This is a genomic window from Dehalococcoidia bacterium (assembly GCA_021295915.1).
In the GTDB taxonomy this organism is placed as follows: Bacteria; Chloroflexota; Dehalococcoidia; order Lucifugimonadales; family UBA1123; genus VXRN01.
In genome coordinates this window covers 14,793-29,199 of sequence record JAGWBK010000015.1, presented here as the reverse complement: position 1 = coordinate 29,199, position 14,407 = coordinate 14,793, and the positions used below count along the sequence as shown (strand labels likewise).

Annotated in this window: 17 protein-coding genes; 11 read left to right on the top strand and 6 right to left on the bottom strand. The window is 57.2% G+C overall.

Annotated elements, in window-relative coordinates:
• Window positions 1-25: 25 nt before the first annotated feature.
• The 3 genes from J4G14_06390 to J4G14_06380 are packed head-to-tail and all read right to left on the bottom strand — an operon-like array spanning window position 26 to window position 2,358.
• Window positions 26-499, bottom strand: a complete 474-nt coding sequence (locus J4G14_06390; GenBank protein MCE2457428.1) for a 6,7-dimethyl-8-ribityllumazine synthase — start codon at window positions 497-499, stop codon at window positions 26-28.
• Window positions 496-1,728, bottom strand: coding sequence for a bifunctional 3,4-dihydroxy-2-butanone-4-phosphate synthase/GTP cyclohydrolase II (locus tag J4G14_06385; GenBank protein MCE2457427.1), 1,233 nt, complete (start codon window positions 1,726-1,728; stop codon window positions 496-498). Before J4G14_06385 ends, J4G14_06390 begins: the two co-directional genes overlap by 4 nt.
• Before the next feature lie 21 nt (window positions 1,729-1,749).
• Complete coding sequence (locus tag J4G14_06380; protein MCE2457426.1) at window positions 1,750-2,358, bottom strand: riboflavin synthase; 609 nt, start codon at window positions 2,356-2,358, stop codon at window positions 1,750-1,752.
• Window positions 2,359-2,502: 144 nt separating this feature from the next.
• Between J4G14_06380 and J4G14_06375 the strand changes: the two genes are divergently transcribed.
• Together J4G14_06375 and J4G14_06370 are read left to right on the top strand one after the other, a co-directional pair.
• Window positions 2,503-3,699, top strand: coding sequence for a mandelate racemase/muconate lactonizing protein (locus J4G14_06375; protein MCE2457425.1), 1,197 nt, complete (start codon window positions 2,503-2,505; stop codon window positions 3,697-3,699).
• A gap of 19 nt (window positions 3,700-3,718) precedes the next feature.
• A complete protein-coding gene (locus tag J4G14_06370) occupies window positions 3,719-4,825 on the top strand; it encodes a mandelate racemase/muconate lactonizing enzyme family protein (GenBank protein ID MCE2457424.1) in 1,107 nt (368 codons plus the stop codon).
• Between the two features lie 19 nt (window positions 4,826-4,844).
• On the opposite strand, the gene J4G14_06365 is transcribed toward J4G14_06370, so the two are convergent.
• The 3 genes from J4G14_06365 to J4G14_06355 form a co-directional block, all read right to left on the bottom strand.
• A complete protein-coding gene (locus J4G14_06365) occupies window positions 4,845-5,390 on the bottom strand; it encodes an NAD(P)H-dependent oxidoreductase (GenBank protein ID MCE2457423.1) in 546 nt (181 codons plus the stop codon).
• An 87-nt stretch (window positions 5,391-5,477) separates the two neighbouring features.
• Window positions 5,478-6,308, bottom strand: a complete 831-nt coding sequence (locus J4G14_06360; protein MCE2457422.1) for a VWA domain-containing protein — start codon at window positions 6,306-6,308, stop codon at window positions 5,478-5,480.
• A 314-nt stretch (window positions 6,309-6,622) separates the two neighbouring features.
• The gene (locus tag J4G14_06355) at window positions 6,623-7,483 is read right to left on the bottom strand and encodes an alpha/beta fold hydrolase (protein ID MCE2457421.1); all 861 of its coding nucleotides are present in this window, start codon (window positions 7,481-7,483) and stop codon (window positions 6,623-6,625) included.
• A 190-nt stretch (window positions 7,484-7,673) separates the two neighbouring features.
• Between J4G14_06355 and J4G14_06350 the strand changes: the two genes are divergently transcribed.
• The 9 genes from J4G14_06350 to J4G14_06310 all read left to right on the top strand — a co-directional run bounded on the left by J4G14_06350 (window position 7,674) and on the right by J4G14_06310 (window position 14,324).
• Window positions 7,674-7,997 carry a virulence factor gene (locus tag J4G14_06350; GenBank protein ID MCE2457420.1) on the top strand — a complete coding sequence of 108 codons (324 nt, stop codon included), beginning with the start codon at window positions 7,674-7,676 and terminating at the stop codon, window positions 7,995-7,997.
• Window positions 7,998-8,023: 26 nt separating this feature from the next.
• On the top strand, window positions 8,024-8,926 hold the full coding sequence (locus tag J4G14_06345) for a homocysteine S-methyltransferase family protein (GenBank protein MCE2457419.1): 903 nt from the start codon (window positions 8,024-8,026) through the stop codon (window positions 8,924-8,926).
• Window positions 8,927-8,998: 72 nt separating this feature from the next.
• Window positions 8,999-9,676: a hypothetical protein gene (locus tag J4G14_06340; protein MCE2457418.1), complete on the top strand. Its 678-nt coding sequence runs from the start codon at window positions 8,999-9,001 to the stop codon at window positions 9,674-9,676.
• A gap of 61 nt (window positions 9,677-9,737) precedes the next feature.
• The gene (locus J4G14_06335) at window positions 9,738-10,775 is read left to right on the top strand and encodes an MtaA/CmuA family methyltransferase (GenBank protein MCE2457417.1); all 1,038 of its coding nucleotides are present in this window, start codon (window positions 9,738-9,740) and stop codon (window positions 10,773-10,775) included.
• 181 nt (window positions 10,776-10,956) lie between these two features.
• On the top strand, window positions 10,957-11,613 hold the full coding sequence (locus J4G14_06330) for a corrinoid protein (protein MCE2457416.1): 657 nt from the start codon (window positions 10,957-10,959) through the stop codon (window positions 11,611-11,613).
• Window positions 11,613-11,861, top strand: coding sequence for a hypothetical protein (locus tag J4G14_06325; protein MCE2457415.1), 249 nt, complete (start codon window positions 11,613-11,615; stop codon window positions 11,859-11,861). Before J4G14_06330 ends, J4G14_06325 begins: the two co-directional genes overlap by 1 nt.
• Before the next feature lie 113 nt (window positions 11,862-11,974).
• Window positions 11,975-13,426 (top strand): HAD family hydrolase, encoded by a 1,452-nt coding sequence (locus tag J4G14_06320; GenBank protein MCE2457414.1) that lies wholly within the window; start codon window positions 11,975-11,977, stop codon window positions 13,424-13,426.
• Window positions 13,427-13,488: 62 nt separating this feature from the next.
• A complete protein-coding gene (locus J4G14_06315; protein ID MCE2457413.1) occupies window positions 13,489-14,073 on the top strand; it encodes an aquaporin in 585 nt (194 codons plus the stop codon).
• Complete coding sequence (locus J4G14_06310; protein ID MCE2457412.1) at window positions 14,070-14,324, top strand: aquaporin; 255 nt, start codon at window positions 14,070-14,072, stop codon at window positions 14,322-14,324. Before J4G14_06315 ends, J4G14_06310 begins: the two co-directional genes overlap by 4 nt.
• The last annotated feature ends 83 nt before the right edge of the window (window positions 14,325-14,407 follow it).

The following is a 14,407-nucleotide window of genomic DNA, read 5'->3' as shown; positions in this document are numbered from 1 at the left end:
TCCCTGCGCAGAGATACACAGCGGTTCAGCCTGTGTCGATGGCCCTCACGAGATTGGCCATCCTGACGGCGGCCACAGCGGCGCCATAGCCGTTGTTCCCCTGCTTGCCACCGGCGCGGTTTATTGCCTGCTCGACCGTGTCCGTTGTCAGTACGCCGAATATGACCGGTACACCAGAGGCGACTGATGCGTTTGCGATTCCTTTCGCGGCTTCACCAGATACGTGAGCATAGTGATCGGTTTCGCCTCTGATCACGGCTCCCAGGCAGATCACTGCGTCGTACTGGCCGGAATCGGCCATCTTCCTGGCAACCAATGGGAGCTCGAACGATCCTGGAACAGAGGCGATCGTCACATCGTCGTCCCTGACGCCATGTGCCTCGAGACCGGCGACTGCACCCTCCTGGAGCCTGGAGGTGATGAAGTCGTTGAATTCGGCAACAACCAGGCCTACGCGCAGTCCTTCGCCGTTTAGGGAGCCTGACAGTCTGCGGCTCACGGTGCTGCCTCCGAGTTGAATTCCTCGTTCACTGGATCGAAGGCATGCCCCAGTTTTTCCTGCTTGGTCTTCAGGTAGTTTCGATTCTCAGGCGTTACCTCAGCATAGATGCCAACCTGTTCCACGATCTCAAGACCGAAGCTCTCCAGGCCCACTCTCTTTTGAGGATTGTTGGTCAGGAGTCGCATCTTCGAAACACCCAAGTCGAGTAGTATCTGAGCGCCGACACCGTATTGTCGTGGGTCCGGGGCGAAGCCTAGCGCGATATTGGCCTCGACAGTATCCATACCGGCGTCCTGAAGTTCATAGGCCTTGAGCTTGTTGTGGATGCCTATTCCCCTGCCCTCCTGTCGCATGTACAGGAAGATTCCCGATCCCTCGCGGTCGATTGCCTGAAGCGCGAGTTCCAGCTGACCGCCGCAGTCGCATCGCACGCTGCCGAACACGTCGCCGGTGAGACATTCTGAGTGCACCCGGACCAGAACGGGTTCATCTGCCGATACTTCGCCCTTTACAAGCGCAATGTGCTCGTTGGGATCTACGAGACTCCTGTAGGAAACTGCCATGAACTCGCCGTGTTCCGTGGGGACCCTGGCTTGCGCTACGCGCTCGATCAGTCTCTCATGTTCCCTGCGGAATGTGATTATGTCGGCAACCGTGACTATCTTGAGGTTATGCTTCTTGGAAAATTCCTCAAGTGTTGGCAACCGAGCCATGGTGCCGTCGTCTGCCATGACCTCGCATATGACGCTCGCTGGATACAGACCGGCCAAACGCGCCAGATCGACAGAGGCTTCCGTCTGTCCTGCACGCTTAAGGACCCCTCCTTCCATGTAGCGAAGAGGAAAGATATGACCAGGTCGTCCCAGATCTTCTGGAACAGTGTTCGAGTCGATCAGGGCCCGAATCGTGGCGGCCCTGTCGAAGGCCGAGATTCCGGTCGTTGCCCCGGTGAGCACGTCGACAGAAACAGTGAATGCCGTTCCAAGCCGGGCCGTGTTGTCCTGGGTCATCAGCGGAATTCTGAGCTCTTCCAGGCGCTGTCCCAGCATTGGCATACAGATTAGTCCGCGAGCATGTGTGGCCATAAAGTTGATGTGCTGGGCAGTGACGCATTCCGCCGCCATAGCGAGGTCGCCCTCGTTTTCGCGGTCCTCGTCATCACAGATGATGACCATCTTGCCGGCCCTGATGTCGGCTATCGCTTCCTCGACAGTAGCGAGGGGCATGTCTATACCTCCAGACGCCAGTCAGAGCTCATCGGCTGTGTCCACGGGCAACCGCGGACCTGCGGCCAGTCGTTCGACGTACTTGGCGATTATGTCCACTTCGAGATTCACTGGATCGCCTAGTTTGAGGGTCCCGAAAATCGTGTTCTCCCATGTGTACGGAACGATCGTCACCGAGAAGGTGCGGTAGTCACAGTCTACAACCGTCAGACTGGTACCGTCCACAGCTACGAAACCTTTTTCGACCACATAGCGCATGATGCTGTCATCCGCTTCAAACTTAAAGTTGCGAGCCCCGCCCTCCTGCTCAACGGACAACACTCTACCAGTACCGTCTATATGGCCCTGGACTATGTGACCTCCGAATCTGCCGTCAGTAGCCATAGGTCGTTCCAGGTTGACAAAGTCCCCTTCTTTCAGGGCTCCAAGGTTGGTCCGTCTGAGAGTCTCGGGAACAGTGTCGACGCTGAAGGATGAATCACTCCTGTCAGTGACGGTAAGGCAGGCGCCGTTTACGCTGATGCTGTCCGATACTTTCAGATCGTCCATGACAGTGGAGGCCGAAATTGTGAGACCCGTATTCGAGGCTCCGGCTACACTGCCGACTTCTTCCACTATGCCGGTGAACATCGCACTCTCCAGACGTCTGTTGAACTGTGCCGACAATAGTAAACCAGTCAAAGAGTAATTGGAATCTACGTTGGCGAGTGGAAGAGGGTTGCAGTATGATTCTCGCCGCAGAGAACAAACAGTGCCCTGTGGGAGAGACCCCTTATGAGAATCGTGGACTTGAAGTTGTGGGAATTGCGCGGGGTGATGGAACACCCGGACCCGTTTTGGGAAGAGCGTCTCATCAGACCGGTCGACGTATACCCAGAGTTTCGGGAGCAGGGCCCGGACTACTCCACCAGCTTCGGCAACGGCCACTACAGCGTGCGCTCCATCTTCCTGGAGATTCACACTGATGACGGCATTGTGGGGCTCTCCGGCCCATGTGGCCTGTCCGAAGCATTTGTAATCGATACGGCCCTCAAGCCACTGCTAATCGACAGAGACCCCCTGGCAATAGAGTTGCTGTGGGACCTCATGTACAGGTCTTCGATTCATGGCCGCAAGGGCGAGACTATGATGGCGATAAGCGTGGTCGACTGTGGTCTCTGGGACCTCAAGGGGAAAGCACTCAATCAGCCAGTCTATAGGCTGTTGGGAGGACCTACTCGCACGAGTTTTCCCGCGTATGCGAGCGCACTGGGCTTCTCCATTGAACCCGAGGCCGTGGCCAAGCGGGCATCCGAGTTCGCGGCGGAAGGGTTCACAGCGACCAAGTGGTTCTTCAGAGACGGACCCGCAGACGGTCGCGCGGGTATTCAGAGAAACCTGCAGTTGGCCCAGGTACTCCGCGATGCAGTCGGCGACAACGTCGACATTATGCTCGACGCGTGGAGCTCGTGGGACGTGCCATACGCGATTCGCATGGCGAACGAGCTTGCACACTACGGAATCAGGTGGCTGGAAGAGCCTGTGATGGCCGACAAGCTCCAAAGCTACATCGAAATCCAGAGAAACTCGCCCATCAACATATCTGGAGGCGAGCACGAATACACGCGCTGGGGATTCAGGTCTATCGTCGAGAACCGGGCTATGGACGTCCTGCAGCCCGACATCTTCTGGTGCGGAGGCATCACTGAGACAGTCAAGATCTGCGCTCTGGCGTCCGCGTTCGACCTGCCGGTGATTCCGCACGGCCACAGTTCACACGCTACGGCCCACCTGATTGCTTCACAGGCTCCCTCAACGACACCGATTCAGGAATACCTCATCAAGTGGAATGCTATTCACCAGTTCTTCCTGAAGAATCCACTCCAGCCCATAAACGGGATGATCACCGTACCAGACGCGCCTGGGTTGGGGCTGGAACTCGACGACCTCAAGGTCGCTGCAGAGCGTGAGATCACCTTCAGGGACTTCTAGTCGAGAAAGATCGAGCCGAATGCAGATTACTGATGTGACGACGACGGTCCTCCGTGACCCACGTGGGGCACCGATACAGGACGCCACAATTCCGCCTCCTCCTGCAGGCGCAGGTGGACGATCCCAACTCTTCGTGCATATTCACACCGACGAGGGTGTGGAAGGATTTGGGCTCGGGCAGTCCAGCCCTGGCGTACGCGAGGTCATCGAGCAAGGCTTCAAAGACCTCCTGATAGGTCAGGACCCTTTTAACATCGAGAAGTTGTGGAGCGACATGTTCTGGCGCGTTCGTGGGTACGGTCGCAAGGGGATTGCTTTCTGCGCGCTGTCCGCCGTGGACATCGGACTCTGGGACCTGAAGGCCAAGGCCCTTGGACTCCCGCTCTATAGGCTACTGGGGCCGTTTCAGGAGTCTGTGCCGATCTACGGCTCAGGTGGGTGGACCAACTTCACAGTCGACGAGTTGATCGCCGAGACCAGCGAATGGGTCGAACAGGGCGTGAAGCGTGTGAAGATCAAGGTCGGCAAGGACTTTGGGAGGGCAGAGCGCGAGGATATCGAACGCGTCGGCGCCGTCCGAAAAGCCCTAGGCAATGACGTCGCGATCTACATCGACGCCAACAACGGCTACCACCCCAAACAGGCCATATACATGGCGCGGGAGTTCGAGCAGTTTCAGGTCGGCTGGTTCGAGGAGCCGGTGTTGGCAGACGACATCGACGGTCTTGCTAGGATCGCTTCATCCACGACTATACCTGTGGCTACCGGGGAGCACGAGTACACAAAGTACGGCTTCAAGGAGCTGATCTCACGCGGCGGGGCCGACATCGTTCAGCCAGACGTTGGTCGCGTCGGCGGCATAACTGAGTGGATGAAAGTCGCTCACATGGCACACGGATTCGACCTGCCAGTGGTCCCTCACGGTGTCCAACTGGTGCACCTGCACCTCTGTTGCGCTACTCCAAACTTGAAGGTCGTCGAGTACCTGAAGGTCGCCCACGAGGCCGACAAGGTCTGGTACACCGAATTCCCTGAGCACAAAGATGGGATGTGGTCGCCCTTCCCAGACAAGCTCGGACTTGGGTTAGAACTTAACCCGGACTCGGTGGAGCAGTACGCGGTCTGAGTTTCGTGGCCCCCTGAGGCTACGCCAGCTTCTCGGCGATCGAAATCACACTGGAAGCAGCTTGATCCATTAACTCAGTTATCGACGGATCAGTGATCGTGCCGTCTTCGGTCATGAAGTTTGTTACCGTGGGCAGTAGCACCCGCGGCTGGTGGACCACGATAGCGCTCTCGGACTCCAGGCTGTAGGTCGCGTGCATGTGCATCCTTGCGCAGGCCGAGCGACCTGGTCCTGTCCCAATCACAAAGAAGACCTTGCCCTGTAGTACGTTGCCCTGCCTGGAAGCCCACTCGAACGCATTCTTGAGTGCGCTCGTCATGGAGGAGTTGTACTCCGGGCACGCGATGACTATTGCGTCCGCGTTTACGATCGCCTGCCTCATCCCTTCCACCTCGGGCGGTATGCCCTCCGTCCGTTCAGCGTCCGGGTGGTACATCGGCACGACGTTGAGATCAAAGACCTCTGTCTCAGCACCCTGTGCGGCGAATGCCCCCATGGCCCTGTTGAGCAGCTTCAGGTTCCAAGACTCTCGTCTCAAGCTGCCGCATATTCCTAGTATCTTCATGTACTGGCTAGCCTCTCGTCATGAACTAATTACTAATGCTGATAACTGATCCAGTATAGATGAGACTAGATGCCCACGTACGGGAAGTCAGGAACGAAGGAGTGCCGGCAGTCGCTTGAGGTGTTCGATGTTGTTCGCGGGTACAAAGTGGTCCACGTAGGGCATCGCCGCCTGGAGTCCACGAGCCAGAGGCTGGAAGTCGTCAGTTCCGGCGAGGGGGTTGAGCCAGACCAGGTTGCGGACCCTCAACCGCATTCGGGATATCTGGTGGGCTAGCTCCCTTGGCTCACCTGTCTCCCAGCCGTCGCTCAGAAGGAACACAGTAGTGAAGCGGTCTTCGAGAACCTCGTAGGCGGTGTTTATTCTCTGGAGGCTCTCGCCGATGCGAGTGCCGCCCGACCAGTGATTGACTGCCAAGCCCACGCGGTAGAGGGCCTCCGAGAAGCTGGGTACCAGCAACTCGCGCGTGACCCTGGTAACCGACGTACTGAAAACGAATGTCTCGACCCGACGTGTGTGCTGCCCGACGGCGTAGGCAAGTTGGAGAAGGAGCCGGGCGTACCTGTCCATGGAGCCGCTCACGTCGAGGATCAACATGAGTCGAGGCGTTCTGGGCACACGCCGCAACCTAGGCAATCTAATCGGATCACCGCCGGTGCTTAGACTGAGCCGCATGGCGCTCCTGAGGTCTGGAACGCCCTTTCGCTTATCTCGCTTACGTCTGCGACCGGGTCTGGATGCGAGCGCCCTCACCATGCGCGCAGCTATTTTCGAGAGTTCAGACAGGTCTTCGCTATCGAGCGAAGACAGATCACGCTGCGCAGTAACGTGCTGTGCGCTGGCTCCTGTGCGAAGCAATTGTATGATTGTGTCTTTGGACTCGGGATCGTCTTCTGGAACGCCCAGTCCACGGGGCATTCGCCCGACCGTCCTTGTCTGTCCAAAATTGGCCGTAGGGTCTGCCTGAGGTTCCGGACGTCTGGTAAGAGGTTCAAAATTCCAGAACTGACCAAACAGACTGTCGAAAACTCCCAGTTGGTCCTGACGAGACACCAGAAGCGACCTTAGAGACCAGTAAACCCGGCCCTCTGTCATGATGTCCAGGTGGCCAACGGCCCGGATAGCATCGGCAGTTTCCTGCGGGCCCACAAGAAGGCCGTGCTCCCGCAGCACACGACAGAACCGGGTCAGGTGAGAAATGAAATCGTAATCAACCCCTGGGCCAGTCTGGGTCACAGGAGAGATCCGGACTGGTCACCTGCCCCCTGCTCCGCCCACTTGCCCTGCTCGACGGCAGTTAGGAAATCCAGCACAAGGCGATTGAAGAGATCAGGGTCTTCCAGATTTATCGCGTGCCCAGCCTGCGGCATAACGGCTAGGCCAGACTTGGGGATGCAGCGTTTCATGAAGACGCTGGTCTCGATGCAGGGGTCGTCTTCGTCTCCGGTCATGATCAAGGTAGGGACTCGTAGCGCCTTCATACGCTCTTCGAGGGCGAAGATAGTGGGCCTCCTGCCCTGAACTCCCGCGAAGGTCAATGCCGACCCGAGCGGTGAGTGCTCCATCAGGCCCAGCCTGAATTCCTCGAACCCGAGCGGATCCTTGCGCAGCAGTTGGACTCGTGTGGGACTGTTGGAGTAGTCGTCCATGGACTCCATGCCACCGGCCCTCATACGGTCTGCGCGCTCAGTAACGTTCACGCGAAACGGTTCCGGGTCAGTCGATCCTGCTCCTGTACCCGCGACAACCAGAGACCGTGCCATCTCTGGGTATGTCAGCCCAAAGTTGAGGGCCACGTTTCCTCCCATTGACAGTCCGCCGATGTGGGCAAACTCGATCCCCAGGTGATCGAGCAGTCCCTTGAGGTCGTCGACCGAGTTCTCTTGAGTGTAGTCGTCAATGGAGTCAGGTACCGACGAGGGTGGGTATCCCCTTGCGTTGTAGGTGATCACCGTGTAGCGCCGGCTGAAGAACTGGACCTGCTGCTTCCAAGAGCGATAGTCACCGGCGAACTCGTGGCTCCAGACGAGTGGGAAGCCCGAGCCGTGCTGCTCATAGTAGAGTTCTACGCCATTTACTGGTGCGAGGGGCATTGCCTTTAGCCTCCAAAATGTACTTCTCCGGGCGAACGGATGCCGGGCCACAGTCAACCACAACGGGAGTTGCATCGCAACCGGGCATGAATCGCCGCATTGAATCAGTAAATTAGCCAGTTGCGCTATAATCTCGATGAATCGCATCAGGTGAGGAAACGGAAAGGCAGCCGTGGCCAAAGTCCGAATAATGTACTGGAAAGAAATTCCCGTTCAAGTCCAGGCTCAGGATGACTCAGGCACAGTCTCGCGGCAACTCGATCCCCGGTTTCAGGAAGGCGTCGACGCCGTAGCAATGTTCGACGGTTCAGCAGGTACGGACGACTACCTCATGGCATGGGAATGGGGGGAGTTCAAGGAACTAAGCGGTTCGGCCGAGGCTGCGGCCGACGAATCGGCGGCGAAGTTGAACAACGCCTTTCCCAAAGACTTCGTCGCCCGAATTCGAGATCTTCAGCGTGAGGGACGACGTGATACGACACCTGGTGCGATCGATCACTGGCTTGAGCAGTGAACCACTTTTCTTCAGGTAGGTAAGTAATGGCGACTGGCCAAAAGGGCATAAAAACAATCCTGGACCGAGTCTCCGCTGGGGAGGTCCTGATCTCTGATGGAGCAACCGGGACCTACTTGCAGCAGCGAGGACTTGAAGCCGGAGGCTGTCCCGAGGAGTTCAACGCGAGCCATCCTGACATAGTCCGAGGTATGGCACGCGACTACTTCGCCGCCGGGTCCGACATTGTGTTGACCAACTCGTTTGGCGGATCCAAATTCATGCAGAAGAAGTACGGGTATGAGGGCCAGGTAGAAGAATTTAACCGGCTTGCTGCTGAGCACGCCGCCAGTCAGAGGCCTTCCGACCAACACTTCGTTGCAGCTTCGGTAGGTCCTACTGGAGAGATGATGGAGCCTCTTCCTGACGGCGTCAGTGAGTCCGAGATGTACGACGCTCTCGCCGAACAGATTACTGCCCTGGCTGATGGTGGAGCCGATGCGATTTTGGTAGAGACCCAGATGGCGTTAGAAGAGGCAGTTACTGGCATCCGGGCCGCCAAGGAAAACACCAACCTGCCTGTGTTCGCAACCATGGTCTTCGATCTCGGGCCACGAGGTTTCTTCACCATGATGGGCGTGACTCCTGAAAAGGCAGTGCACGATCTTCGTGAGGCTGGTGCTGACGTAGTGGGCGCGAACTGCGGAAACGGAATCGATAAGATGGTCGATCTCGCCGTGCAGATGCGCGCAGCAGACGACGGCCTGATGTTGATCCACTCCAACGCTGGCATTCCGGACATGAAGGGCGGGCAGATCATCTACAACGAAGGTCCCGAATTCATGGCAGAACGGTTCAAGCGGCTCGCCGACATGGGCATAAACGTCCTCGGTGGGTGCTGCGGTACCGGGCCTGACCACATCAGGGCCCTGCGAGCCGCCGTAAAGTAATCGGCGGCGCTTGCGCCCATTTTGCGGTAATCAGTGAGTACGCAAGAATTGAAATCTCGTGAGGAAGCGACGATGACACAGCCAGCGATAGCCAAGCGAGGAATGGTATCCGAGAAGCTGAAAGAAATAGGTTCTTGCCTTGAACTCGTACCCATGGACCCGCACTTCAAGAACATTTCCGTCGGCCTGTATTACAAGGACGGCATCTGTACTGCATGGAGTTTCAGTCAGGCTTCCGGTGTTGAGGAACGGCTCAAGCAGATTCGTGACCAGATGGTCCGATTAGGTGGCGTGCGGCCCGTAGAAGGATCGGACATCCAGTTTTCGTTCCCATGCGGCGTGGTCCACATGAGACCAGTGAAGTTCCTGTTAACGCAGGCCGTGACGAAGGCGCCTGACTTCACTCACCCAACAGGATCCATGACCATTAAGGACTCGAAGTCCAACTTGATGCTGACCACTACGGGAGCCAATACGGATGACGGCTACCAATATCACGTTGCCGGCGAAGGTGATGTGAAGAATCCTACTTTGAGACTCCGCATGGTCGTCGCTGGATTCATGCGATACGGCGAGATGGAGAAAGTGGGAGACACGGAAGTCGCTTTCTCGTGCGGCTGGCAACACGATGAGCTGGTGCGGCTGCTTCTACCCTACTCCAGGAACATAAGCGCCGTGGAATCCATGCTGGAGGCTGAAGCGATACGAGGTCAGATGACCACGAGCACGCTGGGATTCACGCCACTCTAGCCCTCCGAATTGGGCTGTCACTGCGCCGACACTAGGCTGACAGGCTATCTAACAGGAGACCATGATGGTATTCACAGAGACGATGACTCCACGAGAACGGACCATGGCTGCGCTGAACCGCCAGCCAGTGGACAGGCCTCCAGTGGCCAATCCCACGAACGTGGCCACAGTCGATCTGATGGACCTCGTGGACGCTCCATTCCCGGACGCTTGTCGTGACCCGGAGCTTGCGGCTCGACTGGCCGCTACGGGCTACACCGAATTGGGTTTCGATGCTGTTGCGCCATACTTTACGATCATCCAGGAGTCGTCGGCTCTGGGCTGCGACATGCAGTGGGAGGACAAGGACAACTGGCCTACCGTGCGTATGTACCGGCCAATATGGAAGGACTCACGGGACGTAAACATTCCCTCAGGGTTCCTCGAGCACCCAGACAACATCGCGATTACCAAGTCGATCGAGATTCTCAAGCAGGAAATCGGCGATGAGGTCGCCATCATCGGCAAGACCATGGGGCCGTGGACGCTGGCATACCACGTCTTCGGAGTCGAAAACTTTCTGCTCATGACGATTGATGATCCCGAAGAGACGATGCGCTGTCTTCACAAGTTGAAGGAGCTGTCGGTGATGTTCGGTGAGGCCCAGATCGCGGCAGGCGCTGACGCTCTAACCTTTCCCGACCATGCGACCGGTGATCTGGTGAGCGGCGAGTACTACCGCCGTTTCCTCCAGGACATTCACATCGAAATGTCGGAGAGGTTGAACGTGCCTCTCATTCTGCACATTTGCGGCAACACACTGGACAGGATGCCCTACATCGCAGATACCGGGATGGCATATTTCCACTTCGATTCCAAGAACGACCCTCAGGCCGCGATGGACATGGTAGAGGGCAAGATCGGGCTTGTTGGAAACATAAACAACCCGACTACGCTGTACGCACGTGGACCTGCCGAGGTGCGTGAAGAGGTGTTTGCCTGCCTGGACGCTGGAGTGCAGATGATCGCTCCCGAATGCGCGATCCCCCTGGCGACCAAGCTGGAGAACCTGATTGCGATACCTGAAGCGGTAAGGGAGTGGTGCGAGACCAACGCCTGAGCAGACCGCCTAGATTGCCAAACTTGAGGCTTGCTAGAATCCGTGCGACCGCCCAAAGAACCAGTGAGAGAGAGCAGACATGCCGGTAGTCCATGAGGGACTCAAACAAGAACTTGGCTGGGTTACCAGGCAGTTCGAACAGGACCACATTCGCGGACAGTGGGACCACGCTGATCCGCTTATGCAACAGATCAGCTACGAGTTGATCGTGGGAAGTCACCACGAGGTAGATCGACTTACGGTCCAGGCTCTTGGTGATGGATTTTCCGCAAACACCATTCTCGATGACGGTCTCATTGCAGGTATGGCGATCGTAGGCATCAAGTTCAGGGACAACGTGATTTTCGTTCCAGAGGTGCTTGTCGCCGCCCGGGCAATGAAGGCCGGCATGGCACACATCGAGCCAATTCTCTCGGAGTCTGGTGTTGAACCAGTCGGTACCATCATCATGGGCACCGTGAAGGGCGACCTCCACGACATAGGAAAGAACCTGTGCATCATGATGCTGCGTGGAGCCGGGTTTGTTGTCCACGACCTCGGCGTCGATACTTCACCTGACGAATTCATCGACGCGGTCGTCGAGCACGAGGCAGACGTTCTAGGAATGTCGGCGCTTCTCACGACTACGATGCCTAATATGGGCCGGACCATCGACGCATTCGAGGAGAACGGTCTGAGGGACATCGTGAAGATCATGGTTGGCGGCGCACCCCTCACACAGGAGTTCGCTGACGACTTTGGCGCAGACGGCTACGGCAAGGACGCTATGGAGTGCGTCGACATGGCTAAGCGGTTCGTCGGTCTGCTCGAAGCTGAAGAGCCGGTGCCGGTAGCGTAGTGGCGGACCGGGCGCCGTTCGACCCTCAAAAGTACCGTCGCAGCATGTTGCGCCTCGAGGATATATTCCGAGGCATCAATGAGACTGCCAACGAAGTATCCAAGTACCGGTGTCCGTACAAGAACGCCCAGAGTCGATGCACGGCTGGCTTCGGATGCCGTAACCAGGACCGAAGCGTTCCGAGTGGAGAGTTGTTCGTGTGCACCGGCGATGACAAGCTGGACTACAGGGCCGCCTGGGAATTATAGACTTTAGGGTTTATAACTTCCCTTAAAGCGGCGTTGATGAGCAATTAACATTACGCTGGTATTGTGAACTCATGAACAATGCCACTTACTCTGACCAACGAGAGTCAAGCTGGATGCGAAGGCTGGCATCTCACTACCAGCAGATGCGGTCCGCGTTTCCTGACGACCAGCTTATCGTCCTGTTTGATGTCGACGGCACCATAGTCGACCTCAGGCACATGGTTCTGCGTCTGCTTCGCGAGTACGACCAGAAGCACCTGACCAGCTACTTTCCCGAGATCGGCCTGCGCGACATCGATGTAAGCGAGAACCAGATCGATGCACTCCTCGAAGGAATGCCGCACCTTAGCGATGACGTCAAGGCTGATGTCATCTCCTGGTATAGGAAGAGATACTGGGACAGCGACGTCATGCTGGAGTCCCATCGACCCTATGCTGGCGTCATGGAGGTGATGCGCTGGTTCCAGATTCAGCCGGGAACAAGCGTCGGCATCAATACCGCTCGAACTGAGCGTCTTAGGGCCGACACTCTCCGTTCACTCAATGCGCTGGGCAGTGAGTTCAAGGTCTACTTCAGGGATGACCTCGTCTATATGAGCCCCTATACCTGGGAGAAAAAGATCGAGTGCGCGAAGTGTGAGGGTATCCGATACTTCCAGAACAAGGGCTATCGTGTAGTGGCGTTCATCGACAACGAGCCTGCCAACCTGGAGGCGGTCGCTGACATGGAGGATGCAGGCGATATTCTACTCCTCCACGCGGACACACTCTTCGAAACGGCGCGCTCAAGACTTCCACGAACTACGGTCAGCGGGGACAAGTACGACATCGCGGAACTGGCATCCCCTGAAGACCTGCCAAGGCACGTCCAATTCGTCTGGCACGGAGTCAATGACCGGGACAGCCTGAGCCGCTTTATCGGATCGGACGTCCAGTGGTGCGAGGCTGCAGTGCGAACGAACCCTGCGACTGGAAGGCTCGTGCTGAATCTTGACCCAATCGACGAAGCGTTGCCGGGCGACCCCATGGAACTTGGCGAGCTTCTAAGCTTCTGTTACGACGCAGGTCGGTCGGTAAAGCTCGACATTATGGAGAACGGTCCCACCCTCGGAAAGCTCATGAAAGAGATCAAGTCTCGGGGTGGGAACTTCCCTCAACTGTGGTTCAGCGCAACTGTCGATGTCCTCGGCGAGGATGGGTTCAGAAAGCTCCGTAACGAATTCCCTGACGCCGTAATCCAGTGTCCGGTAGACTTTATGGCGCCCCTGGTACTTGCCATGCCGGAGGAGGCTCAGCGTATCCTCTCCAGCGTCACCGAATGGGGCATAAGTCGAGTGTCCATAAACTGGAAGAATCTCCTCAGGCGGCAGGTCCTGGACGCGCTGGAGAGCTGGGGCTACGAGATCAACATCTACAACATACCGGACCTTGAGTCGTTCCTTAAGGCGGCGCTACTGCTGCCGACTTCGCTGACCTCGGACTTCAGCTTCGAAAAGCAGGCGTCAACTGACCTAACTGCCTTCCGGGCCAGAGAGAGTCGAACGAGTTGGGTAGCCGGGAACTGAGGGACGCTGTGTCATCTGTTCCTGGGAATCGACCGTCCTCGGTCGAGAGCGCTAGCCCTGTAATGCGCGGATCAACTCGCGCGTTCATGGGCGAAACTATTGGGACATACATCCTGGTGCTGTTTGGCATTGGTTCGGTTGCAGCAGCCGTGGCGACAGGGGCCCAGATGGGCCTGTGGCAGGTAGCCGTGGTGTGGGCCTTTGGCGTTGCGCTTGCAATCTACGTGTCCGCGAACGTATCCGGTGCGCACCTCAATCCGGCAGTTAGCCTGGCGTTTGCCATCTTCAGACGCTCCGAGTTCTCCTTCCGAATGCTTCCTCTCTACTGGACAGCCCAACTTCTCGGGGCCATTCTCGCCGGAGTGACCATTCTGGCCGTCTTTTCACCGTTCATTGTTCGCTTCGAATCGGACAACGGCATAGTGAGAGGAGAGGCCGGTAGCCAGCTTTCAGCAATGATGTTCGGGGAGTACTTCCCGAATCCCGCCATGTATGGCACCGGCCCAGATGCTGCTGCGCTAATCTCACCCGCGGGAGCGGCTTTCGTCGAGGGATTCGGCACTGCGATTCTTGCTCTGGTCATCTTTTCCCTGACAGACCGACGAAACGCCGGGCTGTCTACCAGGAACATGACACCTCTCCTGTGATCAGCCTGTTTGCTCCGCTGACCCAGGCAGGTTGGAATCCTGCCAGGGATTTCGGGCCGCGCATCGTAGCATTCCTAGCGGGCTGGGGCAGCATCGCGATCCCTGGACCTTCGAATGGTTTCTGGGTATACATCGTCGGGCCCATGATTGGCGCTCCAATCGGCGCCGCAGTCCACGAGTACCTGTTAAGGCCCGGACTTCAGCGCATCACGTCATCCAGTAATGGGAACGTGAGGAGAGAAAGTTCATGACCACCACGCTGTTCGTCTGCGTCCACAACGCTGGAAGAAGTCAGATGGCCGCGTCGATCTTCAACTCTCTGGCAGACCGCCTC

Coding starts and splice junctions, on each gene's coding strand:
- J4G14_06385 (MCE2457427.1), bottom strand. CDS start 1,728: ATGCCCCTCGCTACTGTCGAGGAAGCGATAGCCGACATCAGGGCCGGC.
- J4G14_06380 (MCE2457426.1), bottom strand. CDS start 2,358: ATGTTCACCGGCATAGTGGAAGAAGTCGGCAGTGTAGCCGGAGCCTCG.
- J4G14_06375 (MCE2457425.1), top strand. CDS start 2,503: ATGAGAATCGTGGACTTGAAGTTGTGGGAATTGCGCGGGGTGATGGAA.
- J4G14_06370 (MCE2457424.1), top strand. CDS start 3,719: ATGCAGATTACTGATGTGACGACGACGGTCCTCCGTGACCCACGTGGG.
- J4G14_06365 (MCE2457423.1), bottom strand. CDS start 5,390: ATGAAGATACTAGGAATATGCGGCAGCTTGAGACGAGAGTCTTGGAAC.
- J4G14_06360 (MCE2457422.1), bottom strand. CDS start 6,308: ATGCCCCGTGGACTGGGCGTTCCAGAAGACGATCCCGAGTCCAAAGAC.
- J4G14_06355 (MCE2457421.1), bottom strand. CDS start 7,483: ATGCCCCTCGCACCAGTAAATGGCGTAGAACTCTACTATGAGCAGCAC.
- J4G14_06350 (MCE2457420.1), top strand. CDS start 7,674: ATGTACTGGAAAGAAATTCCCGTTCAAGTCCAGGCTCAGGATGACTCA.
- J4G14_06345 (MCE2457419.1), top strand. CDS start 8,024: ATGGCGACTGGCCAAAAGGGCATAAAAACAATCCTGGACCGAGTCTCC.
- J4G14_06340 (MCE2457418.1), top strand. CDS start 8,999: ATGACACAGCCAGCGATAGCCAAGCGAGGAATGGTATCCGAGAAGCTG.
- J4G14_06335 (MCE2457417.1), top strand. CDS start 9,738: ATGATGGTATTCACAGAGACGATGACTCCACGAGAACGGACCATGGCT.
- J4G14_06330 (MCE2457416.1), top strand. CDS start 10,957: ATGCAACAGATCAGCTACGAGTTGATCGTGGGAAGTCACCACGAGGTA.
- J4G14_06320 (MCE2457414.1), top strand. CDS start 11,975: ATGCGAAGGCTGGCATCTCACTACCAGCAGATGCGGTCCGCGTTTCCT.
- J4G14_06315 (MCE2457413.1), top strand. CDS start 13,489: ATGCGCGGATCAACTCGCGCGTTCATGGGCGAAACTATTGGGACATAC.